The 25946-nt window shown below is 47.9% G+C and carries 20 protein-coding genes; 5 read left to right on the forward strand and 15 right to left on the reverse strand.

Annotation, left to right across the window (positions count from 1 at the left end; all coding sequences use genetic code 11):
- Positions 1-196 precede the first annotated feature (196 nt).
- The 4 genes from C8N47_RS14830 to C8N47_RS14845 form a co-directional block, all read right to left on the reverse strand.
- Positions 197-4042, reverse strand: coding sequence for a TIM-barrel domain-containing protein (locus C8N47_RS14830; RefSeq protein WP_107823356.1), 3846 nt, complete (start codon positions 4040-4042; stop codon positions 197-199).
- 280 nt (positions 4043-4322) lie between these two features.
- Positions 4323-4793: a preQ(1) synthase gene (gene queF / locus C8N47_RS14835; protein ID WP_107823357.1), complete on the reverse strand. Its 471-nt coding sequence runs from the start codon at positions 4791-4793 to the stop codon at positions 4323-4325.
- Between the two features lie 251 nt (positions 4794-5044).
- Positions 5045-5719, reverse strand: coding sequence for a 7-cyano-7-deazaguanine synthase QueC (gene queC / locus C8N47_RS14840; RefSeq protein WP_107823358.1), 675 nt, complete (start codon positions 5717-5719; stop codon positions 5045-5047).
- Between the two features lie 46 nt (positions 5720-5765).
- Positions 5766-6446 (reverse strand): queuosine precursor transporter, encoded by a 681-nt coding sequence (locus C8N47_RS14845; RefSeq protein WP_107823359.1) that lies wholly within the window; start codon positions 6444-6446, stop codon positions 5766-5768.
- Positions 6447-6850: 404 nt separating this feature from the next.
- Here C8N47_RS14845 and C8N47_RS14850 point away from each other — a divergent pair, with 404 nt between their 5' ends.
- The gene (locus C8N47_RS14850; RefSeq protein WP_107823360.1) at positions 6851-8080 is read left to right on the forward strand and encodes a DEAD/DEAH box helicase; all 1230 of its coding nucleotides are present in this window, start codon (positions 6851-6853) and stop codon (positions 8078-8080) included.
- A gap of 108 nt (positions 8081-8188) precedes the next feature.
- Here the strand turns inward: C8N47_RS14850 and C8N47_RS14855 are convergent, their stop codons facing one another.
- A complete protein-coding gene (locus tag C8N47_RS14855; RefSeq protein ID WP_107823361.1) occupies positions 8189-9841 on the reverse strand; it encodes an AMP-binding protein in 1653 nt (550 codons plus the stop codon).
- Positions 9842-9869: 28 nt separating this feature from the next.
- A complete protein-coding gene (locus C8N47_RS14860; RefSeq protein WP_107823362.1) occupies positions 9870-10445 on the reverse strand; it encodes a helix-turn-helix domain-containing protein in 576 nt (191 codons plus the stop codon).
- 934 nt (positions 10446-11379) lie between these two features.
- Between C8N47_RS14860 and C8N47_RS14865 the strand changes: the two genes are divergently transcribed.
- The gene (locus C8N47_RS14865; protein WP_107823363.1) at positions 11380-11643 is read left to right on the forward strand and encodes a hypothetical protein; all 264 of its coding nucleotides are present in this window, start codon (positions 11380-11382) and stop codon (positions 11641-11643) included.
- Between the two features lie 16 nt (positions 11644-11659).
- On the opposite strand, the gene glgP is transcribed toward C8N47_RS14865, so the two are convergent.
- The 9 genes from glgP to C8N47_RS18865 all read right to left on the reverse strand — a co-directional run bounded on the left by glgP (position 11660) and on the right by C8N47_RS18865 (position 24294).
- Complete coding sequence (gene glgP / locus C8N47_RS14870; protein WP_146161544.1) at positions 11660-14197, reverse strand: alpha-glucan family phosphorylase; 2538 nt, start codon at positions 14195-14197, stop codon at positions 11660-11662.
- Positions 14198-14324: 127 nt separating this feature from the next.
- The gene (locus C8N47_RS14875; RefSeq protein WP_107823365.1) at positions 14325-15695 is read right to left on the reverse strand and encodes a glycoside hydrolase family 57 protein; all 1371 of its coding nucleotides are present in this window, start codon (positions 15693-15695) and stop codon (positions 14325-14327) included.
- 24 nt (positions 15696-15719) lie between these two features.
- Complete coding sequence (locus C8N47_RS14880; RefSeq protein WP_107823366.1) at positions 15720-17006, reverse strand: glycosyltransferase family 4 protein; 1287 nt, start codon at positions 17004-17006, stop codon at positions 15720-15722.
- 33 nt (positions 17007-17039) lie between these two features.
- On the reverse strand, positions 17040-18986 hold the full coding sequence (locus tag C8N47_RS14885; RefSeq protein WP_107823367.1) for an amylo-alpha-1,6-glucosidase: 1947 nt from the start codon (positions 18984-18986) through the stop codon (positions 17040-17042).
- Between the two features lie 117 nt (positions 18987-19103).
- A complete protein-coding gene (locus C8N47_RS14890; RefSeq protein WP_170111413.1) occupies positions 19104-20111 on the reverse strand; it encodes a GSCFA domain-containing protein in 1008 nt (335 codons plus the stop codon).
- 15 nt (positions 20112-20126) lie between these two features.
- On the reverse strand, positions 20127-22139 hold the full coding sequence (locus tag C8N47_RS14895; RefSeq protein ID WP_107823369.1) for an alpha amylase C-terminal domain-containing protein: 2013 nt from the start codon (positions 22137-22139) through the stop codon (positions 20127-20129).
- A 410-nt stretch (positions 22140-22549) separates the two neighbouring features.
- The gene (gene queG / locus C8N47_RS14900; RefSeq protein ID WP_107823370.1) at positions 22550-23482 is read right to left on the reverse strand and encodes a tRNA epoxyqueuosine(34) reductase QueG; all 933 of its coding nucleotides are present in this window, start codon (positions 23480-23482) and stop codon (positions 22550-22552) included.
- A 71-nt stretch (positions 23483-23553) separates the two neighbouring features.
- Positions 23554-23859 carry a metal-sulfur cluster assembly factor gene (locus C8N47_RS18860; RefSeq protein WP_107823371.1) on the reverse strand — a complete coding sequence of 102 codons (306 nt, stop codon included), beginning with the start codon at positions 23857-23859 and terminating at the stop codon, positions 23554-23556.
- Between the two features lie 12 nt (positions 23860-23871).
- Complete coding sequence (locus C8N47_RS18865) at positions 23872-24294, reverse strand: SufE family protein (protein WP_107823372.1); 423 nt, start codon at positions 24292-24294, stop codon at positions 23872-23874.
- 218 nt (positions 24295-24512) lie between these two features.
- Here C8N47_RS18865 and rbr point away from each other — a divergent pair, with 218 nt between their 5' ends.
- From rbr to trxA, 3 genes are all read left to right on the forward strand, one after another.
- Positions 24513-25085 carry a rubrerythrin gene (gene rbr, locus C8N47_RS14915; RefSeq protein ID WP_107823373.1) on the forward strand — a complete coding sequence of 191 codons (573 nt, stop codon included), beginning with the start codon at positions 24513-24515 and terminating at the stop codon, positions 25083-25085.
- 280 nt (positions 25086-25365) lie between these two features.
- Positions 25366-25593, forward strand: a complete 228-nt coding sequence (locus C8N47_RS14920) for a DUF6132 family protein (RefSeq protein WP_211316164.1) — start codon at positions 25366-25368, stop codon at positions 25591-25593.
- Complete coding sequence (trxA, locus tag C8N47_RS14925; RefSeq protein ID WP_107823374.1) at positions 25580-25879, forward strand: thioredoxin; 300 nt, start codon at positions 25580-25582, stop codon at positions 25877-25879. Before C8N47_RS14920 ends, trxA begins: the two co-directional genes overlap by 14 nt.
- The last annotated feature ends 67 nt before the right edge of the window (positions 25880-25946 follow it).

The raw sequence follows: 25946 nt of genomic DNA on the forward strand, positions 1-25946 counted from the left end.
GTGGTCTGCTCAATAAAATAACTTAAACAGCCCGTCAATTCCATTTGAAAATTGACGGGCTGTTTTTTGGGCTGCGTCATCGCCGAGACGCTTACAAAAAAGTAGCCTGTAAAACTTCAGGCAAGGAACTTTTCGAAAAAAGAAAAGGCTGTTCGCATTTGAACAGCCTATTCTGAGATCGAATATCCTTCGGGATTTAGAAGTTCACGGTATTGAGTTGTTTATCGATCAACAAACCGTTTTGAAGTTCCAGACCGAATGTAAAAGCCCGTTTGGCTTTAAACTGAATGGTCAGGATTGTTCCGTCGCCCCGGAGCGCAGGCTGACCGCCAACATTCACAAAAGTGGGATACAACACCCGGTCGCCATTGGAATGCAAGCGATTGTAGGTCATATTATCCATGCCTTTTGTGTTCATTGTTTTCACACCAACATATTCCAGATCACTCGGGCTGTACGGAATTGCGCAACTGAACGCATTAACGGCTTCCAGCTGACGTCCCTCGACTTTAAGCTCCACAATCTCGCCCGCTTTATAGCTTCGCTTGGAAGCGTTCAGGTGCAACTCTCCGGCCAGCGTTCCCTCGTTCTGTGAGCTAACACCGCCATCCAGTTGAGTCGCGACATTGGAAATATCGTACGCATCAATCAATCCATTCTCATTGACATCACCGCGGCTAACATAGCCAAAATCACTGTCATCCTTGCGCAATCCGGTATAGTTCAGGTAGGAGGTCAGGTCGTTTGAATCGATTACCCCATCGCTATTGATATCCCCGGGCAGAAAGCTTTCGGTTCCCGGAACTTTGAAGATATAAAGCTGCCGTCCGGATCCAAAATCACCGTAGGCCTTGTCAACCTCCATTTTCAGATAACGAGCTACCGGCTGATCTTTCAGTTCGAATGTTTTCGGCTGATTATCGGCCTTCCACTCAAAACGCCCGGCGTCGGTCCAGTTTTCCTTATCCTTACTATACTGAAATGCCCCGGATTGAATAATCCCGTTTCGTCCGCTCATACGGGGCAGATAAACAATCTTTTCAAGCTGGCTAACCGATTTCAGGTCGATGACCATGTCGAAGGGAACCGAATTCCCCGCGTAGTCGGTATGCATCATCGAATTTTCATCGAAATCGAACAGTCGGTTCAAGCCCTGTCCTCCCTGCATCTTCGCGGAACTAACTGCTGTTAGTCCTTTCAGCGCAAATTGCAGCGGATCGGCTTTGGTTTTGGCGGTAAAGTGAGTCCAGTCCGAGTGCCCGCTCTTGTTCACCGCACGAATTGAAAACTCATAAGTTGTTTCCGGCTCTAAGTTCTCAAACAGCAATTCGTTATCGGTGATGTTGGCATACAACATTCCCTGGAACTGAATCTCGTAGCAGTCGGCATTGGCTATCTTGTCCCAGCTTGGTGTCAGGCTATAGGCTGTGGCGTTTGAAGCCGACACTGCTGCATTTTTCACCTCTGTCAGCTCTCCTGTACTTTTCAACAGGCGGTCTTCCGACTCAAACGCATAGCCCTTAAACTGAAGGCTAATCCGGTTTTGGCTGATATCCGTTTTTTCAATCTTCACCATCAACTGCGGATTCCGAATCATTTTCACCTGCTCAAACTCCGATCCTGCCGTGGCAAAGCGGTTCATATCCGGCGCCGCATTGTAATAGTACACATTGGTACCCGCCTTAAAATCAGCCAGCGAATTTACGCGCTTCAGCTTCACCTTTTTGTCGCCAATTGTTGCTGCAATTTTTCCTGGTTCGCGGCTTAGATTGATGCGCAACTCGGTTTCTTTTTCATTGACAAAACCAGCAAAAGTGCCTTTTGCCGGCTCTACAACCAGCGACAGTTGATCGCCATTGAGCACCGACCCGATGCGGGTTTTCGTGTATTGCCCCTGCTGATATGCGGTTGTCAGACCGTCGTCGTCGTATTCCACAAAGGACGATTGTCCCGAGGGATAAAACTCGTAAATTCGTCGTTGCCGGTCAATTTCGTTTACATTGTTATTGGGATCCACCATCGGAATAATGGCGCCCATTTTCACAAATACCGGCAGTTTCCAGATGGGAGCTTCAAAGTTGTTGATGATCCGCCCCCCGGCATAAATTTCGCCGGTAAAATAATCCACCCAATTACCTTCGGGCAGGTAAATCTGGTTCCGAATATCGTTGCCCTCGCTGTCGGATTTGGTGTTCTGATAGATGGGAGCCACCAGAAAATCGGGGCCGAACATAAACTGATATTGCGTATTTTTCCCCAGCGTATAGGGGTTTTCTTCTTCTAAAAACATCGCCCGTATTGCCGGCATTCCATCCACAGCCTCGCGGGCCACCGTATAAGCATAGGGCAACAACTCCGATTTCAACTTCAGGTAATTGCGGTTGATCGATGTTGCCGGTTCTCCCAGGGCTTGCGGATATTTTTCGTTAGCACCCCAGCCGTCCATATTGAGTTGCATCAGGGTAAATGTTTTCCACTGAAAATCGCGGATATTAACAATCGAATTTTTACCCCCGAAGATGCCATCCATATCGTTGGTAATATTGGGCTGGCCCGAGAGTCCCGACCCGATAAAGGTGGGGATATGAAAACGAATGTACTCCCATTTTCCTCCGGTTTGGTCGCCCGACCAGATGGTGGCATAACGCTGTGTTCCAGCCCAACCATCGAGCGAAATAATGAACGGCCGAGCCTGATTGCCCTCTTTCTGCATGATTTCGGCCGCATCCTGCACGCCGTTCAGTCCAAACGAATAACCGGCGCCCACCCAGGCCACATCGGTTTTCAGAACACGCACACCGGCAACGCCCACTTCTTTCACAATATCGCGCTGCAAAAGCGCCTCCACCGTGTCGATGGGGTGAAGATCGGATTGCGTCCACAGTCCGATTTCAACACCATGCCCGCGGGCATAATCGCCAAATTCCTTCAGGTTGGCAATGTTTCCGTCCAGGGTTGACGTTTGGCCGTAGCCGGCGCCATAACCATCATTGGGCAAAATCCACCCCAGGGGCATGTCGTGTTCGGCATAGCGGTCCACAACAGCTCTGGCCGAAAACTGGTAGTTATTTTTCTCGCCATTCAGCGATTCTTTGATGCCTCCGTTCTCTTTTTGTGATTCGCGATAGCGTTTTCCGTCTTCAAACAGAATTCCGGCAGAATCTTCTTTCCAGTAATCGCGGTTGTAAGCATTCAGATGACCTTCATAAAAACCGAATTTAGGAATCAACACCGGCTGTCCGGTCAACTGATAAAAATCGTTTAGCAAGGCCACCGCACCATCGCTGACCATAAAGAATACGTCCAGATAGCCGGTATCGTGCGATAGCGCTACGCGGTTTTCGCCTTTAGCACCAAAGTTATAGTTTCCTTTGGCAAAGGTATAGGCCATAAAACCGTAACCATTAGTGGACCAGAAAAAGGGCGTTGGCGACGCCACTCCACCATCCGTCCAGCTATTCTGATTTTCGATGGCAATAACTTTCCCTTTGTGCGAAAAACGGCCGTTTTGCACACCTCCGCCATAGAAGTACTCGTTGGGTTGCTCACTCAATTGAAGTTCCACCTTGTCCTTCCCAAAAGCAATCGGGGCCAATGAGCGGACCACTGTTTTTCCGGTGGTGGTATTCTTCAACTCAAAAGTTGCGTTGGTCTTATCAAAAGTCAGTAAAACCGCAGAACTCTGAATGCTAACCGTGTTCCCGGCGTCTTTCAGCTGCAGTTCCAACACTGCTTTGCGAGGATTTTGAACTAAGATTTCGGCCGGAGGTTCCGCCTGTGGAGCTCTCAGTCCTTTGCCCCGGGGGTCCTGAAACATCCTGAAAATATTGTCCCCGTAAAAATCGATCACCATTTTCTGCTGATTGGAGAACTCGATTTCAACGGTTGTTGAATTGGTCTTTCGGGCTGTCAATACTTCAATTTGTTCCTGTCCCGAGCCCGTTTTCGCCGTTGTCTCATCCTGAGCAAAAGCCAGAGACGAGCTAAAAAACAGCCATGCAAACGCCAGGAATGCACCACTCTTCAATACTACTCTTTTCATGTTTATTTATATAGATTACGTTGGTTATTAGCCTTCATAAAAAAACAGCTCATGAGTCTTCGCTCCGAGCTGCAATCGACAGGACATAAAATAAAGTGAAAAGAATACACCGAACAATGACATTTTGCTTGTTTATGGCCAGTAATCCTATTTTTTATGACTTTTCCCGATCTATTTCAGGACATAAGGCAACTGTTTCGGTAGCCCCCAGCGGACTGCCGAAACAGAAGAAAAGTGTCCGCATAACCAAAAAGATTGTTTTCGGTGCTGCGGTAACCGCTTAGCGGTTTGTAATTGTCTCGGGATTGAGATCGTGGTTTTGCATGCGATACCAAGCCAGCTCCTCGTATTTGGTGCCGACTTTGCCATAGTTGGCATAGGGATCGATGCTGATTCCTCCGCGTGGCAAAAATTTGCCCCACACCTCAATGTACTTGGGATCCATCAATTGAATCAGATCCTTCATGATGATGTTGATGCAGTCTTCATGAAAATCGCCATGATTGCGGAAGCTGAACAAATACAATTTCAGCGACTTGCTTTCCACCATCTTTTCACCGGGAATGTAGCTGATATAGATGGTTGCAAAATCGGGCTGCCCGGTAATGGGGCACAAGCTGGTAAACTCCGGTGCGTTAAACTTCACCCAATAGTCGTTCTGCGGATGTTTGTTATCGAATGTTTCCAACAGCTCGGGACTGTAATTAAATCCGTAGTTGGTTTCGCTTCCTAAATGTGTTAAGTTATCCATCGTTGGTAAAATTTCAAATCACAAAATTCAAATTCCAAATTTCAAAGCACCAAGTTGTAAGCTACAAGTTGTAAGCTACAAGCTGTAAGTAACTTCATTGATCGTCATTCAGTTGTCATCCCACGCAGGGAACACTGGGACTGCGACCGGTCACTGAATTCCAAATTTCAAACGCCACTATATGTCATTAGTGGTCATTGATCGTCATTCAGTTGTCACCTCAGGCACGGAACACTGCCACTGGCGACTGATCACTGATCACTTTTATGCTTCTTTTTCAAAAGGTAACTGTCCAGCCCGTTTTTACGAAGCTTACAGGAGGGGCAGTGTCCGCAACCATCGCCCACGATACCATTATAGCAAGTGAGTGTTTGCGTACGCACCAGGTCAAACACCTCCAGCTCATCCGATAATTGCCAAATTTCCTCTTTGTTCTTCCACATCAAAGGCGTGTGAATCTCATAAGGATAGTCCATCGACAGGTTCAACGTCTGATTCAATGAGCGAACGAACTCATCGCGACAATCGGGATAGCCGCTGTAGTCGGCCTGCCCTACGCCGGTAACCAAATGATGGATATCCTTCGACTTGGCATAGATGGCCGCATAAGTCAGAAACAACATATTACGTCCTTCCACCAAGGTGTTTGGCGGACGATCGGCCGGCTTCTCGGCTTCCACCTCCAGGTCCGGATTTGTTAAGGCATTATCGGTGATCTGGCTCAACATATCCAGTTTCAGAATCCGCAGAGGCACCTGTGCCTCACGGGCTATCTTACTTGCAACTTCAAGCTCCAGCTTATGTCGCTGTCCGTAATCGAACGAGATGGCTTCCACCTCGTCAAACTCGCGGATGGCCCAAAACAGGCAGGTTGTTGAATCCTGACCTCCGGAAAAAACGACCAATGCTTTTCTCTTATCACTCATCAGCTTTGTTGTTTAGCAACGGCTCACCACTTGGGTAAGCGCTATTTTAAATCTGTTTTAAACGAAAAGGATTGTACGAGACCTCCTCGTCGAAGGTGTCAATTCCTTCAATTTCCTTCACCTTGTTAACCACCAAAACCGTAAACGGCAGGATGATAATTTCGTAAGCTGTTTTCAGTAGCGCCTGGGTGAGCACCATACCGGCAATAACCGAAAGCGGGAAAACTCCGGCAAAAGCAATCGTGATGAAGATCAACGAGTCGGCTCCCTCACCGGCCAGCGTGGAGACGATGGCACGCAGCGAAAAACCCCGCCCCTTGGTCATCAACTTAAATTTACTCATCACATAAGCATTCAGAAACGAACCGGCCATATAAGCCATCAGGCTGGCGAGCACCAGGCGAATGGAAGTTCCCAAAACAGTATGAAAAGCCTCCTGATGTTCGTAAAAGGGCGCTGCGGGAACGCCGATGGCCAAGGCAAAGAAAAATGCGGCCATCACATTCACCCCAAAACCAGCCCAAATAATCAGGCGTGCCTTGGCATAGCCCCACACTTCAGCAATTACGTCGTTAATAATGTAGGTTACAGGAAAAATTAACACTCCCGCCGGAGCCGACCAGGGCCCAACCATGATAATTTTCGTCGCTAAGATATTGGCGATTAACAAACTTGCAGCGAACAAAACGCCGGTCAACAGGAATAATACAGATACTTTATTTCTCATCGATCTTGTTTTTTACGTGGTTATCAAGAACACGTGGTTAATAACGAGCGCAAAGATAATTGATTTTAAGGAATGCACTGCGACAAGGATCACTTTAAAGAGCATGGATAACATGAAAAGTACGACGATACAAGGAGATTAGTGACAAGCCGGCAGCATCCGCCACACCTGACAACAGCCATACTTTACCTTGCAACCTTTTCGGACCGATTGTCAATTTGCCCCAAATTGAAATGCCTTCTTGCCCGGCTTCCTCTAAACGCCAAGGTTAACTGCCCCACAAGTCGCCTGATAATAAGCAGTCGTCTGACAAAAATTACTACTTTTGCATCAGTATGCAATGAGTACGTTCTTTCCCCGGAAGGGAAGCTCTTGGCAACATCTAATTTAGTTCCGCATTTTTTATGAAGTTTCACGAGTTCGACCTACACGACGATATTTTAGATGCCCTTTATGATATGGGCTTTGACGAAGCAACAGTAGTACAGGAAAACACCATCCCCTTGATTTTGGAAGGGCACGACCTGATTGGCTGTGCACAAACCGGAACCGGCAAAACAGCCGCATTCATGCTGCCCATTATCGAAAAGGTAGCTCAAAAATCGGCCGGAGCGACCCGTGCCCTGATTATTGTCCCCACCCGGGAGCTGGCCATCCAGATTGAACAACAGGTACAGGGCTTTTCCTACTATGCCGGCACCACCTCCTGTGCAATTTACGGCGGTGGCGATGGCAAAGAATGGGAAGAACAACGCAAAGCACTGGAAGACGGCGTAGATATTGTTGTGGCCACACCGGGCAAGCTGATCTCATTTATCGACAACGAAATTGCCAATCTGAAGCAGGTTGAGTACGTGGTTCTGGATGAAGCCGACCGCATGCTCGACATCGGCTTTCACGACGATATTATCCGCATTTTCAGCCACCTGCCCGAGCAACGGCAAACCCTCATGTTTAGTGCAACCATGCCACCCAAAATCCGACAACTGGCTGCCAAAGTGCTGAAAGATCCGAAAGAATTTGCCTCAGCCATCAGTAAACCGGCCGAAGGGGTATTGCAAGCCGCCTACGTGTGTCACGAAGCTCAAAAGCTACCGCTTATTCAGCAGCTGATTACCGGCAAAGATGATTGCCAAAGCATCATCGTCTTCAGCTCGACCAAGCGCAAGGTAAACCTGATTGTAAAGGCTTTACAGAAGAAAAACCTGGATGCCCAGGGCATTTCGTCGGACCTGGAACAAAAAGAACGCGAGGAAGTGCTGATGAAATTCCGGGCCCGCCAAACCCGTATTATTGTGGCCACCGATGTGCTAAGCCGCGGTATCGACATTAAAGACATTAACCTGGTGGTCAATTTCGATGTGCCGGGTGATGCCGAGGATTATGTACACCGAATTGGACGTACTGCACGGGCGAATACCACCGGTATCGCACTTACTTTTGTGAATGAAGACGACATGTACAAGTTCCAGCAAATTGAGGAACTGATCGGCAGTGAAGTGTTCAAAGCTCCCCTGCCTCCGGAATTGGGCGAAGGACCGGAGTGGAAAGTTATTCAGCGGAAGAAAAAGAAGAAAGGCAACTTTAAACGCAATAATCGGCCAAAAGGAAATCACCGGCAACCCAAAAAGTAAAATAACGGTTCAGTCGCGACTGAACCGACCGAATAAAAAAGAGCAGTGAAATTTAAGATTCCACTGCTCTTTTTTGTTTCGGCCTGTTTCGCGGCCGTCTTATGGCGGTTAAATCAGCTCCACACCCTGTTCGCGGAGCATCTGTACGCCGAGATCTTTCAGCTTATACTTTTGTATTTTGCCGCTGGCGGTCATCGGGAAACCATCGACAAACAAAACGTATTTGGGCACCTTATAGCGGGCTATTTGTCCGCGACAAAATTCCTGAACCTCTTCCGGTGTGAGGCTATGCCCGTTTTTCAGCTTAATAAATGCACAAACCTGCTCGCCGTATTTGGGGCTTGGAATACCAGCCACCTCTACGGCTTCAATCTGCTCCATTTTAAACAGGTAGTTCTCAATCTCGCGCGGGTAAATATTCTCGCCGCCGCGAATAATCATATCTTTAATACGACCGGTGATGCGGAAAAAACCATCCTCGCCACGCACCCCCAGGTCGCCTGAGTGCAACCAGCCGTTTTCATCGATGGCCTTGCGGGTAGCCTCTTCGTTTTTGTAGTAGCCTTTCATAACATTGTAGCCACGACAGCACATTTCGCCCTGCACATTGTCGGGGCATTCCTCGCCCGTCTCCGGATCGAGAACAGCAACCTCAACATTGGGAAACTCAAAGCCGACAGTGGTAGCACGAAGCTCCGGCGAGTTGTGCGTTCGCGTGGCGGTCATCCCCGGCGACGATTCGGTCAGGCCATACACGCTGATCACATCCTTCATATTCATCTTATCCATCACCTGCCGCATGGTCTCAATCGGACAAAGGGCTCCGGCCATAATACCGGTTCGGAGGGTCGACAAGTCGAACATGTCGAACATCGGGTGATGCAACTCGGCAATAAACATGGTTGGCACGCCGTACAAGGCCGTACATTTTTCCTTTTCCACCGAGGCAAGCACCATCAACGGGTCGAAATCCTCGGTGATGACCATGGTTGCTCCGTGCGTAACAACGGCACACAAGGCCAGCACGCAACCAAAGCAATGGAAAAAAGGCACACACACCAGCAAGCGCTCCGCCGAGGTGTAACGCATACATTCGCCCGTTGCCTTGCCGTTATTCAGGATATTATGATGAGAGAGCATCACTCCTTTGGGGAAACCGGTTGTTCCCGAGGTGTATTGCATATTCACCACATCGTGACAATTCACGCGTACCTTCATCTCTTCCAGTTCCAGGTCGTCCAGATGGCTTCCCAGCAGCATCAGCTCCGCAGTATTGAACATGCCGCGGTGCTTCTCCGGCCCGATAAACACCACATTTTTCAGCTCGGGAAACTTTGGAGAACGCAGCTCACCACGCGGTTGATTTTTCAATTCCGGCACCAGCTCAAAAATCATGTTCACGTAGTCGCTATCGCGGTAATTGCCAATCATGCAAAGGGTATGGATATCGGCATCGTGCAGCAAATACTCCAACTCCGCCATCTTGTAGTTGGTATTAATGGTCACCAGTACGGCGCCAATCTTAGCCGTGGCAAACATAAAAGTCAGCCAATCGGGCACATTATTGGCCCAGATACCCACTTTATCCCCCTGTCCTACGCCGATATACATCAGTCCTTTGGCCAATTGGTCGACCCGCCGGTTAAACTGGCTGTAGGTGAATCTCAAATTGCGGTCGGGATAAACCATAAACTCCTGTTCGGGAGTCTCGAATGCATATTTCTCGAGGATGCCTCCTAACGTATAATCGATTAACTGCATGCTAAAGGTTTAAAGATGTTTGAGCAAATCAGAAAGGGGTATACACCACCACCAGCACCTTGGCTTTTTGCGTGGTTGCCGCGTGAACGTTATGCATCACAATCGAGTCGAGATAGATGCTGTCGCCGGCATTCAGCTGATAAAGTTCCTTGCCGTAATTAATTTCGATCTGCCCCTCGAGCACATAAATAAACTCTTCGCCTTCGTGGGTCGACAGCTTGTAGTCTGAGTGTTGCGACGGCTCTATTTCCACAATAAAGGGTTCCATATTGCGGCCGGCTTTGTCGGCGGCCAACGAGAAAAAATTTAAATGCTCGCGCGAACCATTTTCTTCGGAAGTGAAACGCACTCCTTCGGCAGGCTTACCGTTGCGCACAACTACCGGCCCCAGATGATCGGTATCATCCAGAAATGTTCCCAAACGGACCCCTAAAGCCCTTGCAATTTTAATCAAAGGCGATAAGGACGGTATGATGGCCTCTTTCTCAATCTTCTCGATTTGTGCCGCAAGCAAGCCACTACGTTCGGCCAATTCTTCCAGACTTAAATTTTGATTTGATCGCAATTGTTTAATCTTCGATCCAAGGTTATTTTCTCCGGTCATATCGTGGTTTTTCTAACTAGTAAGCAACAAAATTAGCTTTATTTTGAAAGTGCCCAAAACAGAGCCCACTCTTTTCGAACATCGTAAAAAGAAACTATCAGGCACTCCAACGCAACTAGCGGGACACAATAAGCACAAACAACAATAGCCCCTGGATAATTTTCAGGGCATCCCCTTGTTCTGTTTATCAGAAGTTGTCGCGAGCCGATCGCCATCGATAAAAGAAAGAAGTCACCCCAGAACATCTTTGGCCTTTGCCTTGATCGGCATTCACAGAAAACGAAGAGCCGTGTCAACTTTGAAAAAGCGAGAAAATCCCCAAAGTGGAGTCGTGTCAACTTTGACAAAGCAAGAAAAACCAAAAAGTCGAGCCGTGTCAACCTTGACAAAGCAAGAAATACCAAAAAGTGGAGCCGTGTCAACTTTGTCAAAGCATGAAAAACCCAAAACTGGAGCCGTGTCAACTTTGACAAAACGAAAAAAAAACAAAAGGGGATTGATTTTCGGATATCCTGTTGTTCGGGTTGTCGTTGTTCTCATTAGTTGTCGGTCTAAAACGCCATCAACAAGCAAGAAGGTCGTTCGATCAATGTCAAAAAGTTGGGAGTCGGCGGCCTGGTTTCATCGAGTATTCACATTCTAAAATGCTATAAAGAAAAGAAACAGAGTGATGTTTCTTAAGAGGCCGAAATCAAACGGAAAGCTTCCTGCAATCCCGGAGGGATGCAATTTGGGTAGCTTAACGACGACAGAGGGAAATTCCGTCCCGTACGGGACGGGAGAATCTTCGTGTTATCGTTTGTACTACCCAAATTATACCGTTTTACAGGCTAATTTGTGCTCTGAAATAGGACAGTATAATGCCGATAGACTGAAAAAGGAGCATAGGAACGAAGTGATAGGATGCGACACTTTTGAAGCTAATCGGTATTGAATGGCTAAAGCCATTGCTGAAAGAGTAAAAACCCGTCCGGTAGGACAAAAGTTCCGAATTAATCAAAAGTGGGCGAGAAAAAAAGCAGTCGGGTTTAGAACAACGTTCACCAACACAGGTTTGCTACGAAATGAGTCGTTGCTTCAGATTCAATCGCAGTCGCCATTGAAGGCATCCCCGATGCGCCTACCGCAGGCAGGCGCATCACCCGAAGGGACTTTCACCGAAAAGAGGCCTCCTGTACAGAAGGCCTCTTGCTATTAATTTATAACCCGATGGCTTACAACCACCGCAGATATTTAAAATCCTGCCGATGCGGCAAATCCTCGTTTTTCGGATACATGCGCAACCCGTAGTTGTACGAACCCGGATCCATCAGGGTAATCTCGAGGCCATAGCAGGTCACCGAGCCCTCGGCCTTTTCAGCTTCAAACTGCAGGGTTTCCACCAGTTCCATCTGCCCGTTTGTGCCCACCGAGGTGATCACCATTTCCAGGCCGATGTCGTCGGGCGAAAGTGTCTTCAGATCAAGCACCACTTTGGCCGGGTAGCTTTCGCCAATTTTCAGTGCATTGGTAATGCCGTCCGAAAGCTGGATATCCACCACTTCAATCTGGTTCCAGGCTGTCGCAACTTTATCTTTCCAGGCCACCAGTTCGCGGGTCATCTTAAAGTCGTTGGCCAGCAAGTGGAGGTAACGGCTTGCCTGCGGGTCGTAAAAACGATCCTGATAATCGCGAATCATGCGCGTTGTGGTAAAATTGGGTGCTACCTGACCAATGGTATTTTTCACCACTTTGATCCACTCTTCGGAATAGCCCTTTTCGTTCTGTTCGTAGTAGGTTGGAATGATCTCGTGGTCGAAGATATTATAAATCGTGTCGGCATCCAGCTCATCCTGCAAGTCCTGAACATCGTAAGTGCGTTCCATCGGCAAAGCCCATCCGGAACCTTCCTTATACCCTTCAACCCACCATCCATCGAGTACCGAGAAGTGAATGGTACCATTCATCACCCCTTTCTCGCCACTGGTGCCCGATGCTTCGAGCGGACGGGTAGGCGTGTTCAACCAGATATCGACACCCTGCAACAACACTTTGGCCAGGTTGATATCGTAGTTCTGCACAAAAATGATCTTGCCGATAAATTCGGGGCGTTTGGAGATTTCAACAATGTATTTGATCAGATCCTGCCCTGCTTTGTCGGCCGGGTGAGCCTTACCGGCAAAGATAAACTGCACCGGTCGCTCGGGGTCGTTCACAATCCGCGACAACCGATCCAGGTTCCGGAACAACAGGTGTGCCCGTTTGTAAGTGGCAAAACGACGGGCAAAGCCAATGGTCAGCGCATTGGGGTCGAGACGATTCAACACTTCCGAAATCAACTTCGGGTTTTCGTGTCGTTTAATCCAGCTGTCAGCAAAACGCACTTTGATGTAGTCAATCATCTTTGCTTTCAGTTGTTTTTTCATCTTCCAGACTTCCTCGTCGGGCACTTTGTAGATTTTGTCCCACAAATCGGAGTCGAGCTGATTTTCAACAAACGAATCACCGAAATATTTCAGATGTAGTTCTTTCCATTCTTTGGCAGCCCAGGTCGGATAATGCACCCCGTTGGTCACATAACCGATGTTGAGCTCCTCGGGCAGAAATCCTTCGTACAAATCTTTTAAGATATCTTTGGACACCTCGCCGTGCAACCAGCTCACCCCATTAATTCCCTGCGACATATTAGCCGCCAGGAAACTCATATTGAAGTGATCTTCCTCGGGCTTTGCTTTTCCAAGCATGATAAAATCGTCCCAGCTGAGTCCGATTTTCGCAGCAAACGAGCCCATGTAGCCTTGAAACAGATCCTTGTAAAAGGCATCGTGTCCGGCCGGAACCGGCGTGTGGGTTGTAAACAAGGTTGAAGCACGAACCAGCTCTTTAGCCTGAGCAAAAGTCAGTTTGTGCTCGGCCATAAAGTCTTTAACCCGCTCCAGGCCAATCATGGCAGCATGTCCTTCGTTACAGTGATAAATCTCCGAATCGTATCCCAACTTACGCAGGGCGCGAATCCCCCCAAGGCCGAGCAACATCTCCTGCTTCAGGCGGTTTTCGTTATCACCTCCGTACAGGTGGTGGGTCACAAAACGATCGTCTTCCCGGTTTGCATCGTAGTCGGCATCCAGCAAATACAAGCTTATACTACCGATTTTCACTTCCCACAAACGGGCTTTTAGCATGCGGCCGGGCAATTCGACCGCCACCTCAACCCAGTTTCCGTTTTGATCCAAAGCCGGCTGAACGGGCACTTTATTAAACTGCTGTGCGTCGTAGTTGGCCATTTGATCGCCGTGAACGGAGATGGTTTGTTTGAAGTAGCCGTAACGGTAGAGCAAGCCCACCGCTACCAGGTTTACTTTCGAGTCGCTGGCCTCTTTCAGGTAATCGCCGGCCAGGATCCCCAAGCCGCCGGAGAAGATTTTTAAACTGTCGTGCAAGCCATACTCCATACTGAAATAGGCAATATGCGGACCGTTTAAGTCTTTTCGATCGCCGAGATACTTGTGCAAGTGCGTGTAAACAGCATTCATTTTATTTACAAACACATCATCGCCTTCCAATTCCAGAAAACGTTGATAGCTCACCTTATCGAGCAAGTCGATGGGATTATGTGCAGTCTCTTCCCAAATTTCGGGATCAATTTGTTCAAATAATTCTCGGGCATCGGTATTCCATGCCCACCATAAGTTCCTGCTTACCTCTTTCAGAGGCGCTAACTTTTCCGGGATGTTTGATTCAACAAACAACTTTTTCCACATAGGTACTTCCACAACACGTCTTTTTTAACATTCAAGGCAACGCGGCCCCTCCCTACTTTGGCTTGTTCATACAGCATTAGCCAAAGCAGGGGCAGCACCTTCCGGCAAAAGCCGGCGTCACTTCAAATAAGGTTTAACATTAATCCTTCTTGACAGATTTAGTCGCGGTCTTTTTTGGCTTATTGGTTCCCGGCTTGCTGGTCCTGTTCTTTTTGGGTTTGCCGGTTGTTAAATTCTTCAACTCAAGTTCATATTTTCGGAGCTTTTCGTCCTTTTCTTCTAACAATTTATTTAAAGCCGCAATTTCTTTTTCTATCTTACTCTCAGGAACAAAACTATTTAAACGAAGTTCAAAATCGCTCAAAACATTCATATAATTAATAAAAGCTTCATAAGGGCTTTCGAAAGGATTATAGGTTCGCTGAGCGTTTCCGTCGGTAAAGAAACGGGTATTCATATAATAAAAATGATTGCAGGCTTGCAGGTATTCCCAGTCTTTCACCAGTTCGGCATCGGTAACAGTTTGCATCCGGGGCTGAAGCTGGTACAGCTTATCAAAAGCTTCCTGCTGCAATTCGTTGCCAAGCCACACCGACAGGTCGCGTTCTTCGTTCGACCAGGCAATAGGATGCGACACCTCAACCGCAGCAACCGGCTGAAGCTTATCGGCAACTTCGCCAGGCGTTGCAAAGCAGAAATTAGTCTTCTTAAAAACAGCCTTGGGCAGCTCTTCCAAAAATTTGAAGATTCCCGACGATTCGGGTTGAAAACCGCCCAACGCATCGTAATCGAGAAACAGGTTAATCACCTCGTCCTTGGGTTCATCATCCATCCAGCTCGCGAACTTCTCAGGTGTCAGCGGGTATTCGCTCCAGGCTTGGTTTGAAAAGCGGAAGGACAGGTCGTCGCTCAGCTGAAAGTTACGCATCAGCAGCTTCAGACGCGGATTGGCCGCACTGCAATACAGATAATTCGGCGACTTCCACCCCAAAACATGCTTGGCTCCTTCGGTCAGCATGGCTTTAAAGCCCATCTGAGCAGCCAGGTCTCCAATCTCGTCGGAGTAAATTTTTTCGGAATTACACAAAACCGTCGGGCGCTGGCCAAAATACTGTTCCATCAGGTCCTGATGTTTTTTGACCTGTGCCTTGAACTGCTCTGCGTCTTTCAAACAAACCAGCGAGTGGGCATAAGGCTCAGCTAGAAATTCAACCTGCCCGGTTTCGGCCAACTCGACGAAGGAATCCAGCAACTCGGGAGCATACAGCTCGAACTGCTCCAGCGCCGGGCCGGAGATGGTAAAACTAACTTTAAACTTATTTTTATATTTATTGATTAATGCCAATAAAATTTTATTTGCCGGCAAATAGGCATGATCAGCCATTTTTCGCAGGATGGTTTCATTGGAATAGTCATCGTAATAGTAATGATCATTCCCAATATCGAAAAACCGATATCGGCGAAAGCGAAAAGGTTGATGAATCTGAAAGTTTAGACAAATGGCTCTCATATTTTATTTCATTTTAAAACGTAGTTAATCCAAAGCTTTAATATAGACTTCGCGGACGTCCTTGGCCGACTTACGCCATTGCAGGCTGTCGACCTCCTCTTTTCCGTACTTTTTGAAGGTATTCCACAGTGCGGGATAGTTCAGCAATCCGTAAATGGCATCCGCCATGGCGTGGGTATCCCAATAATCAATTTTGATGGCGTAGTTCAGGATCTCGGACACCCCCGACTGGTTTGAGATGATCACCGGCACGTTGGACTGCATGGCTTCGAGGGGTACAATTCCGAAGGGTTCCGAAACCGAGGGCATCACAAACACGTCGCTCATCCGGAACATATCGAACACATCGTCGCCCTTTAAGAAGCCGGTAAAATGAAAGCGGTCGGAAATCTTCAGCGCGGCAGCCCGGCGAACCATCGCATCCATCATATCGCCACTACCAGCCATCACAAAACGAACATTATTCATCTTTTTGAGCACCAGATTGGCTGCTTCAACAAAATATTCAGGTCCTTTCTGCATGGTTATCCGCCCCAGGAAGGTGACAATTTTTTCATCTACGCCTTTCTTGAGCTTCACCTTTTCCTGTTCGCTTACCGGCTCCACCGCGTTGTACACGGTAGTCACCTTCTCCGGATCGATCCCGTATTTTTCGATCACAATACGCCGCGTAAGATTACTTACGGTGATAATCTGATCGGCGGCATCCATCCCCCGTTTTTCAATTTCGTACACGCTGGGGTTCACACTTCCTCCACTACGGTCGAAATCGGTTGCATGAACGTGGATCACCAAGGGTTTACCACTCATCTCTTTGGCGGCTATTCCGGCCGGATAAGCCAACCAGTCGTGGGCATGAATTAAATCGAACTCACTGTCGCGGGCAATCACCTCGGCCACCAGTGAATACTTGTATATTTCGTGCAGCAGATCGGCGCCATACTTTCCGGAAAACTCGAGCTTTCCCTCCTCGGTGGTTTCCACAAAACGGGTTTTCTCGGTATATTTTTTACTGCTAAGTTTCCAAAATTCCTCGGGATCGACATAAGGCACCATGCCGGATTCGACCTCGTAATAGTCAATTTTGGTTTGAAGGTCTTCAAAATGCACTTCCTTGCGGGTTAACGGGACATTATTCGCCCCGATCAACTCCATGCTTGATTGATCTTCATCGCCATACGCTTTGGGAACAACAAAGGTCACCTCAACATCCTTCAATTCGGCTAAGCCCTTTGTTAGCCCGTAACAAGCTGTTCCCAAGCCCCCGGAGATATGCGGAGGAAATTCCCAACCAAACATCAAAATTTTCATAAGTCATCAAGTAATAGTGAGTTAAACAATCTGCTATGCATTAAAATCAACAAGAAGACCAATTGAACGAGTGACCGAGGCAACGCTCCAGGCCTGCGACACAGCCCCTTTGGCCAAATGCGGCGGGTTGCCGTTGTACATCTCCGAGATGGAACCAATACAATGTTCGGTCATATCACCCTCAAAATCTTCCAACATCCGTTTAAGCACGTGGATGCCTCCGCGTTTGTGCACATTCAGATAGGCTTCCGCGAAAAACTGAACCAACCAGGGCCAGGCTGCTCCCTGATATATGACCCGGTTTCGCTGCACCACACTTCCGGTTACAATTCCCTCATAGTCGGGACTCTCCGGGCTCAACGAGCGCAAGCCCCGAGGGGTGAGCAACTGTTGCTTGGCCACACTAAGCACACACTTTTGCTTTTCCCGGTCAAGCGGGCTGTACTCCATAGCCGCTGCAATAACCATATTCGGTCGCACCGTCCAGTCCTTATCAGTACTGTTAACCGAGTCGGCCAGATAAGCCTCTTCATCACTCCAGAAAGCTTCAGTGAACGACTTGGCAATAAGCGCCGGCATTGGCGCCCATTGCTCTATGAAGGTGCTATCGTGGGCTACTTCGGCCAGCTCCAAAGCAAAACATACGGCGTTATACCACAGCGCATTCACCTCAACAGGCATCGACAGGCGTTTCACCACAGGTTCTCCGTCAACCACCGAATCCATCCAGCTTAATGGTAAATCCGTCCGGTCAGATCCAACCAATCCGTTGGGATACATCCGGATACCGTAGTCGGTACCGTTTTTATAGGCATTCAGGATGTCGGTCATCTGCTGGCCATATTTCAGCCAGATAGAGCTGCCGCACTTTTTGTAGCGACAGAGTTGCTGAACGGCCCAAAAGAACCAGAGAGACACATCCAGACTTGCCGATCCGTCCTCCGGTCTGCCGGTAAACTTCGGGAAAAGTCCGTTTTTCAATCCTTTCAGCTGCGTATCAATCACCTGCTCAAAGGTTTCAGGATCGTCAAAAGAGAGCGTTAAGCCCGGCAGCGCCACGAAGGTCTGACGGGTAACACCAGTATACCAAGGAAAACCAGCGATAATATCAACTTCATTCTTATCACGAACAATAAACTGCTGCGCCGAATTTTTCAAGCAATTCAAAAAAGAAGTCCGAGGGACACGTTTGGACGATTCTTTGGTAAACTTAGCCTTCAGCGATCCGGGCTTAACCGCGTTTGTTGATGCTGAAAAGATGATGCTCTCGCCCTTTTTAATGGCAAATTCGAAGTATCCGGGCACATACAGATCTTCCTGACAGTCGAATCCACGCTCCCGCTCCTTCTGATACTCGATCCGGTTATACCAGTGGGGCACAGGCACAAAATCGGCCTGTTTGGACAGTTGCATATTTAAAAACGGGTAGCCTTCGTAAAGCTTCATTTTAATGCCTTTATCCACCGGGATATATTTTGTATCGGCGTACATATTGGCTTTACTCAGCTCATGAATACTGCGGAAGGCCAGAAAAGGCTTCAGACGCAATGTTGTCGGAGAATTGGCTTCAACCAGGGTATACCGAATCAAGGCCTGCTCTTCGTTCTCAACCAACAGCCGCTCCTTGGTCAGCACAACACCGCCCACACGCCAGGTAGTCTTCGGCACATATTCAGCATCGAAATCACGGATATATTTGTGGCCTTTGGGTTCGTAATGGTCGCCTTCGTACTTGTGAATGCCCAGGTTAAATTCGGCACCATGCTGGATTACTGTTTCGTCGAGCGAGGCGAGCAGCAGATGCTTGTCGCCCGCCAGCCCTTCAATAGGCGAAATAAGGATACCATGATACTTGCGGGTGTTACAACCGGCAATCGTGGTACTCATATACGAACCTGACCGATTGGAGCGAATAACTTCCCGGTTGAGAGAATACTCCAGATTGACCAATTTAGTTTTATCAAATTTAAGATAACTCATAAGTTTCAGACTTTAGGCCTAAAAGTTTTACAATCGTAACTATTATCAGGAATTAATCAGGGGGTGATACTATACAAAAATAGCGAAATATTTTTGAATGAACCGGTTCATTATTGTTCATTGTTGCTCACATCCGTTCAGTTCCTGTTGAAAATATTCTTTTTCCCTGTCTAAGTTAAGCGAAGGGAAATTTATTATTAACTGGTTTATTTTATCGATATGCTGTGTTAAGAACTTAACATATCCGGGAATATCCTTGCGAAAAGGACGATGGGCAACTGCTTTCCTCAGTTTTCCGATCTGCACCATCAGCCGGTGCGCCTCCTGACTAAGCAGCACATCGCTGAATTTGCCCCAGATATGCTCCACGGCAACCGGCGACAAATGCACTAAATCCGGGGCATAGAAGCGATAATCCCGCAATTCGTCCATCACAATTTCGTAGGATGGAAAATAGTTGAAATGCTGCTTCCCGAAGGCTGCTGCCAACTGATCGAGCGCCAGCAACAAGGTCGATTTACTCAGCTGATTTCCATGCGCAGTATCCTTCAGGTGACGAATCGGGCTGACCGTTGACAGAAACTTCAACTTTGGGTTAAATTTCTGTAAACATGTTAACAATTCGGTAAATTCGCCTACAATTTGCTCCTGCGACAAGCGATAACGATGAAAATCGGATGCCGGAAACTTATGGCAATTCGCCACCGGGCCGGCTGCCTCTTTGCGTTCGTACACCCAGGACGTGCCCCATGTTAAAATCAGATAGTCGGCCTCTTTCAGAAAATCGTGTCCCAGTTGCAGTTGCTCATTCATTGCCGCCAGTGCTTCGTCGGCTGACGATGCGGAGTAACGGCTGTGAAAATCGAAGCTTCCCCACACCCCATTGTGTTCAAACAAATCGGCTTTACAATAGGGCTTGGGATCCATCAAACGGCGGAGGCTTGCCGCAATCGACAGGGGATTATAAAGAATGCCAAAAGGATTGATCAGCGTTTGAAATTTAAGCCCGGCCATGATTTCACCAATATTTTCGGTAAAACACGAGCCCATAAACAGAATCTTGTCCTTATAACCAATCTTCCACGCATAATTCTCCAACTCAACGTCGGTAAAATATCTGTTCATCCCTTCAGTCGTCATTTATCGTACTCGTTTAAATGCTTGCTTTTTCAACACCATGGCTGTTCTGGCCGGGAGATACAAATTCAGATAATGCTGACTTGTCAACCCACCCGAAGGCTTGGTATAATAAGTCATACTGTGGTCGATCCGTCCTTGTCCGCCAAAGCGATCTTCATCGGTATCGAACAGGATCTTCCATTTCGAAGCTTCAAGCGGAATGCCATAACCGGTAAACGACTGTACCGGATTGAAATTAAACACCAGCAAATAATCGCCCCGCTGGAAAGCCAGAATTTGGTCTCCCTTATTGTCAAAGCGGTGGTACACTTCCGGAATGTTCAAAACATGATGATCCTGAATCCAGTGAATCATTTCGCGATCGAAATCGGCCAGCCAGTGAAAGCGCAGTTCTTTGTCTTCAGCGATGCTCCATAAACGGCGGGCATGCTTAAAGGACCAGTTATTGCCCTCGCGCGGAAAGTCAATCCACTCGGGGTGGCCAAACTCGTTACCCATAAAATTGAGATACGAGCCACCGGCCGTTGCCGCTGTTATTAAACGAATCATTTTATGCAAGGCAATACCGCGGTCAACAGTCATATTGGGCTGATCCTTGCGCATACTGAAATACATTTCTTTATCAATCAGGCGGAAGATGATGGTTTTGTCGCCCACTAGCGCCTGGTCGTGCGACTCGGCATAGCTCACCACTTTCTCGTCCATCCGCTTGGAGGTTAGTTCGTAGAAAATTTGCCCGACATCCCAGTTTTCATCGGCCACCTCTTTAATTAGTTTAATCCAGAAATCCGGCACGCCCATCGCCATACGGTAATCGAAGCCAAGCCCGCCATCGGCCAATGGACTAGCCAAGCCTGGCATTCCGCTCATCTCTTCGGCAATCGACAAAGCTTTCGGATTGATTTCGTGGATCAATTTATTGGCCAGGTAGAAATAGGTGGTTGCCTCAACATCCACATTGGCGTTGTAATAATCGTCGTAACCGGTAAATGCTTTTCCCAGTCCATGATCGAAATACAACATACTGGTCACCCCGTCGAAACGGAAACCGTCAAATTTAAACTCCTCGAGCCACCAGCGTATATTGGAGAGCAGAAAGTGCAGCACTTCGTTTTTTCCGTAGTTAAAACAATAGGAATCCCAGGCAGGATGCTCGCCTTTTCCGCCATCGTGGAAAAACTGATAACGGGTACCATCATAGCGGCCCAGCCCTTCGTTTTCATTTTTCACCGCATGCGAGTGCACCAGATCCATAATCACGGCCAGGCCCATACCATGAGCTTCATCAATCAGGGCTTTCAACTCATCGGGCGTGCCAAAACGCGAGGAAGGTGCAAAAAAGCTGGACACATGATAACCAAAGCTGCCGTAATACGGATGCTCGGGAACAGCCATCAGCTGAACAGTATTGTAACCTGCCGCCTTTATGCGGGGCAACACCTGCTCGCGAAACTCATTATAGCTGTGTACCCTTTCTTCTTCGCCAGCCATACCGACGTGACTTTCATAAACCAGCGGGGCATCGTCGCCACGACTAAAATCCGGATTTTTCCATTGATAAGTCTGCTCCGGCCCCCAGACCTGTGCGCTAAACAACTTGGTGGTGTCGTCCTGAACGGCACGATTCACCCAAGCGGGGATGCGGGTTCCCTGTCCACCATCCCATTCAATATGAAAGGCATAAAGATCGCCGTGCTTTAACTGGTCATGTCCGAGTACCAACTCCCAATTGCCATTGCCCACCGACTGAAACCGGTAAGCCTCCTCCTTTGCCCAATGATTGCATTCACCAATCAGGTAAATCGCCGTTGCGTTGGGCGCCCAGTCGCGAAAAATCCACTGATCATCCGTGCGATGCAGGCCGTAATAATTATAGCCGTTGGCAAATTCGCGCAAGCTTTGTCCCTGCGTCAATTCGTTTTCTTTTTGTATTGCTTCCTGGTAACGCGAAAGGATAACCTGGCTGTGTACCTTCAGCCAGGGGTCGTTCTCGATTAGTTTTAAGGTTTCCATAGTTGTCTGCGTTTTTTCTAAAGATAGACAATTACAGCTAGCCAACGGTGCGACGATCCGGGATTTAATCCATATTTTAGGACATCTTCAGACAAACTTCACATTCGAATCTTCATGTATTTGCCACAATTTGCGGAATGGAACACACCAGCATATTATAAACTTAAGGCCACATTATCAATCTAAGACAGCGAGACAGAAGCTTCTGGCATAACGACAGAAAACACAGATGACTCCGGGGAATCACCACCAGGAATGAAAGTTTAGGATTCTTTCAACTATACTGTTGTCGTTGTTTTCACAAGTTGTCGGGTTGTCGTTCCACCTCTAGTCAAAAACAGTTATTGGCATGGTGCCTTAGCACCTCTGCGGAGTAGACTTTCACAGAAAAGCATCCTACAACAAACAAATCAATCCTCCGATTCGAGGAACTTCAGGTTGCGCATCAGCCCGCTGTATTTGGTTCGTTTTACGGCCGACTTCCGAAAAAGCCGGGAGAAGAGTGCCTCATCCATCGTTTGCCATTCCTGGCGGGTCAGCTCCATCAGCCGTGGAGGTGGATCGAAAGCAGCTTCGTCGTGCGGCTCGGCTTTCAGATTCCAGGGGCACACATCCTGGCATATATCGCAACCAAAAACCCGATCGTTGAATTGGCCTTTGAGAGACTCATCAATCTCGCCGCGCTGCTCGATGGTTTGATACGAAATACATCGCCGGGCATCAACCACATAAGGCGCAACAATGGCCTTTGTCGGACAAGCATCGATGCAACGCGTGCAGTTTCCGCAATGATTGCTGACCATTCGCTCATCCGGCTCAAGCTCCAGATCGATCAGCAACTCGCCAATAAAGAAAAAGCTGCCATGCTCCACCGAAATCAGGTTGGTATTTTTTCCGATCCAGCCCAGGCCGGCGCGCACGGCCCACGCCTTATCCAACACGGGGGCCGAGTCGACAAAAGCGCGTGCATTGCAAGGAGCGACGGCCTCATGAATGAAGGCCAGAAGTTCTTTCAACTTATCCTTCAACACAAAATGATAATCGGTACCGTAAGCATATTTCGAGAGAACGGGCGCCTGCGGATCAAGCTGCTTCTCTTTTGGGGAGTAATTCAGCAGAACCGAAATCACCGATTTGGTACCTTCATGTAACAACCGCGGATCGAGGCGCTTTTCCCGGTTGCGCGCCATATATTCCATCTCGCCGTTCATGCCTTCGGCCAACCAACGTTCCAACCGATCCTTTTCGCCAGTCAGATAAGTTGCCGCTGAAATACCGCAGGCCAAAAATCCCAATTCAAGGGCCTTCCTTTTTATTTTTTCTCGTTGTTCTCGCTTATCCATCAGTCAACAAGGTATAAAAAAACCCGGGTTATCCGGGTTTATATCTGAAAGCTTTCCATTGCTGTCTTTCGTTAAAAGAAACCTAACTCGAGGCGGGCTTCTTCACTCATCATCGACTTATCCCAGGGCGGCTCGAAGGTCAGCTCCACATGAGCATCTTCAACCCCCTCAACAGCTAAGGCGGCCTGCCGGGCATCTTCAACCAGCATATCGGCCACCGGACAACCGGGAGCAGTCAGGGTCATCACAATGTTGGCTTTGTTGTTTTCGTCCACATCCACATTGTATACCAGCCCCAGGTCGTATATATTAACCGGAATCTCCGGATCGTAAACATCTTTCAGTTTCTCGATAATCAGATCTATTCTCTTATCCATATTGCCTTTCTCCTATTCTGAAATCTTCTTATAAGCAACAGCGTATAACTTGATTTGTTTGATCATGGCCACCAGTCCATTGGAGCGTGTTGGCGACAAGTGTTGTTTCAAGCCGATGTCGTCGACAAAATGCAGATCGCTGCCCAAAATTTCGTCCGGCGTACGTCCCGACACAACACGCAACAACAGGGCTACCAGGCCTTTTACAATCACTGCATCACTTTCGCCGCGGAAATAAAGCTTACCATCCTTCATCTCCGGCAACAGCCATACCCGGCTTTGGCAGCCTTTAATCACATACTGGTCGTTTTTATCTTTCGCGTCCAGTTCGGGCAAGTCGTTGCCCAACTCAATCAGGTAACTATATTTGTCCATCCAGTCTTCATAGATCGAAAACTCATCGTTTATTTCCTGCTGGATTTGCTCAATGGTCATAATTCAAAATTTTACTACATAATGCGATGGTAAATGTCGCAAAAATTTCAGCCCGCCCAAGCGATCAGTTCTTTTCGGTCCGAAGAATTAAAGAAAAGACAAGAAAAGCCTTCTTTCATTGAATAATTCTAAATTACAGGCAGACGTCGCAGTAAGGACTTATTTTTCTTAATTTTGATAGTGTAGAAAACCAAGAATTAACCTTTAAATAATTACAGATGAGTTTAAAAGGAACAAAAACCGAGCAGAATCTGCTGAAAGCTTTTGCCGGTGAATCGCAAGCAAAAAACCGCTATGAATTTTTTGCCAAACAAGCCCGCAAAGAAGGACTGGAACAAATTGCGGCTCTTTTCGAGGAAACAGCCATCAACGAACAAGCCCATGCCAAGCGCTTTTTCCGCTTTTTGGAAGGTGGCATGGTTGAAATAACAGCCAGCTATCCGGCCGGCATGATTGGCACCACGCTGGAAAACCTGCAAGCAGCCGCCGACGGCGAAAATGAAGAATGGACAGAGCTATACCCCGAGTTTGCCCGCATTGCCGAGGAAGAAGGCTTCAAACAAATTGCGACTGTCTTTAAAACAATTGCAAAAATTGAAAAACACCACGAAGAGCGCTACCGCACCCTGTGCAAAAATCTGGAAGAAGGAAAAGTGTTTGAACGCGAAGGAAAAGTAACCTGGAAATGCCGCGTTTGCGGGTTCCTGCACGAATCGGCCCGCCCACCCAAAAAATGCCCGGCCTGCGAACACGAACAGGCCTACTTCGAAATTGAAGCTACAAACTATTAGCAAATACAAAACCGGGCCGCTAAAAGCCCGGTTTCTTTTTTAGCCGAAAGTCTACCACACCAGAGGCACTAAAGCGCAATAACTGGTTTTGATTAGAGGTGGAACAGCATCAGAGCCATTGGATAATCTACCGGATTGGCTCATGGCGTACATCAACTGTCATTGCAACTTAAGCCATTTTACCTGCGGAGTATTCGTGAAAATTTGCCAAATTGACAGCTGTTCGTGTGGCCGTTGGCAAACCGGTCGCTGGCACATACTTTGTCGCAACACAAAAGTTATGAGACTGAAACAATTTTTACGAAAACACAAATGGCAGATCGCCGGACTTAGCATCGGCCTGCTGGCCGGATACCTGTACTGGTACTTTGTGGGTTGTACATCGGGCAGCTGCCCCATCCAGGCAAACTGGCACACCAGCACACTCTATGGCGGTGTACTCGGCTACCTGGTGAGCGATTTGAAAAAGAAACCCCAGGATAAAAAAGACAACAATGGAACAATTTAAGCAACTAATCAGCGGGAGCACCCCCGTTTTGGTCGACTTTTTTGCAAGCTGGTGCGGCCCCTGCAAAACCATGGCTCCCATTCTGCAACAACTGAAAGGCCAGCTGGGCGAGCATGTCCGAATCATTAAAATTGATGTCGACAAAAACCCGGCACTGGCGCAGCAATTTCAAATTAGAAGCGTCCCCACGCTGAAGCTTTTCCACAACGGACAGGTGAAATGGACCGGCAGCGGCGTGATCCAGGCCGACCAGCTGAGCTCGATCATCCGCTCGGTGGCAAGTTGAACAAACAGCTTAATGCAGCGCTGCCGGGAAGCTACGAAAAGCCTATAAATACGCGCTTTAAACGAAT

It is taken from the genome of Mangrovibacterium marinum (genome assembly GCF_003046625.1).
Lineage (GTDB): Bacteria > Bacteroidota > Bacteroidia > Bacteroidales > Prolixibacteraceae > Mangrovibacterium > Mangrovibacterium marinum.

Excerpts from the sequence above, each read along its gene's own strand:
- trxA (WP_107823374.1), top strand. The coding sequence starts at position 25,580 with ATGGAACAATTTAAGCAACTAATCAGCGGGAGCACCCCCGTTTTGGTC.
- C8N47_RS14845 (WP_107823359.1), bottom strand. The coding sequence starts at position 6,446 with ATGAGAAATAAAGTATCTGTATTATTCCTGTTGACCGGCGTTTTGTTC.
- C8N47_RS18865 (WP_107823372.1), bottom strand. The coding sequence starts at position 24,294 with ATGACCATTGAGCAAATCCAGCAGGAAATAAACGATGAGTTTTCGATC.
- C8N47_RS14865 (WP_107823363.1), top strand. The coding sequence starts at position 11,380 with ATGGCTAAAGCCATTGCTGAAAGAGTAAAAACCCGTCCGGTAGGACAA.
- queF (WP_107823357.1), bottom strand. The coding sequence starts at position 4,793 with ATGGATAACTTAACACATTTAGGAAGCGAAACCAACTACGGATTTAAT.
- C8N47_RS14890 (WP_170111413.1), bottom strand. The coding sequence starts at position 20,111 with ATGAACAGATATTTTACCGACGTTGAGTTGGAGAATTATGCGTGGAAG.
- queG (WP_107823370.1), bottom strand. The coding sequence starts at position 23,482 with ATGGATAAGCGAGAACAACGAGAAAAAATAAAAAGGAAGGCCCTTGAA.
- C8N47_RS14895 (WP_107823369.1), bottom strand. The coding sequence starts at position 22,139 with ATGGAAACCTTAAAACTAATCGAGAACGACCCCTGGCTGAAGGTACAC.
- C8N47_RS14860 (WP_107823362.1), bottom strand. The coding sequence starts at position 10,445 with ATGACCGGAGAAAATAACCTTGGATCGAAGATTAAACAATTGCGATCA.
- C8N47_RS14850 (WP_107823360.1), top strand. The coding sequence starts at position 6,851 with ATGAAGTTTCACGAGTTCGACCTACACGACGATATTTTAGATGCCCTT.
- C8N47_RS14920 (WP_211316164.1), top strand. The coding sequence starts at position 25,366 with ATGAGACTGAAACAATTTTTACGAAAACACAAATGGCAGATCGCCGGA.
- C8N47_RS14875 (WP_107823365.1), bottom strand. The coding sequence starts at position 15,695 with ATGAGAGCCATTTGTCTAAACTTTCAGATTCATCAACCTTTTCGCTTT.
- C8N47_RS18860 (WP_107823371.1), bottom strand. The coding sequence starts at position 23,859 with ATGGATAAGAGAATAGATCTGATTATCGAGAAACTGAAAGATGTTTAC.
- C8N47_RS14855 (WP_107823361.1), bottom strand. The coding sequence starts at position 9,841 with ATGCAGTTAATCGATTATACGTTAGGAGGCATCCTCGAGAAATATGCA.
- queC (WP_107823358.1), bottom strand. The coding sequence starts at position 5,719 with ATGAGTGATAAGAGAAAAGCATTGGTCGTTTTTTCCGGAGGTCAGGAT.
- rbr (WP_107823373.1), top strand. The coding sequence starts at position 24,513 with ATGAGTTTAAAAGGAACAAAAACCGAGCAGAATCTGCTGAAAGCTTTT.
- C8N47_RS14885 (WP_107823367.1), bottom strand. The coding sequence starts at position 18,986 with ATGAGTTATCTTAAATTTGATAAAACTAAATTGGTCAATCTGGAGTAT.
- C8N47_RS14830 (WP_107823356.1), bottom strand. The coding sequence starts at position 4,042 with ATGAAAAGAGTAGTATTGAAGAGTGGTGCATTCCTGGCGTTTGCATGG.
- C8N47_RS14880 (WP_107823366.1), bottom strand. The coding sequence starts at position 17,006 with ATGAAAATTTTGATGTTTGGTTGGGAATTTCCTCCGCATATCTCCGGG.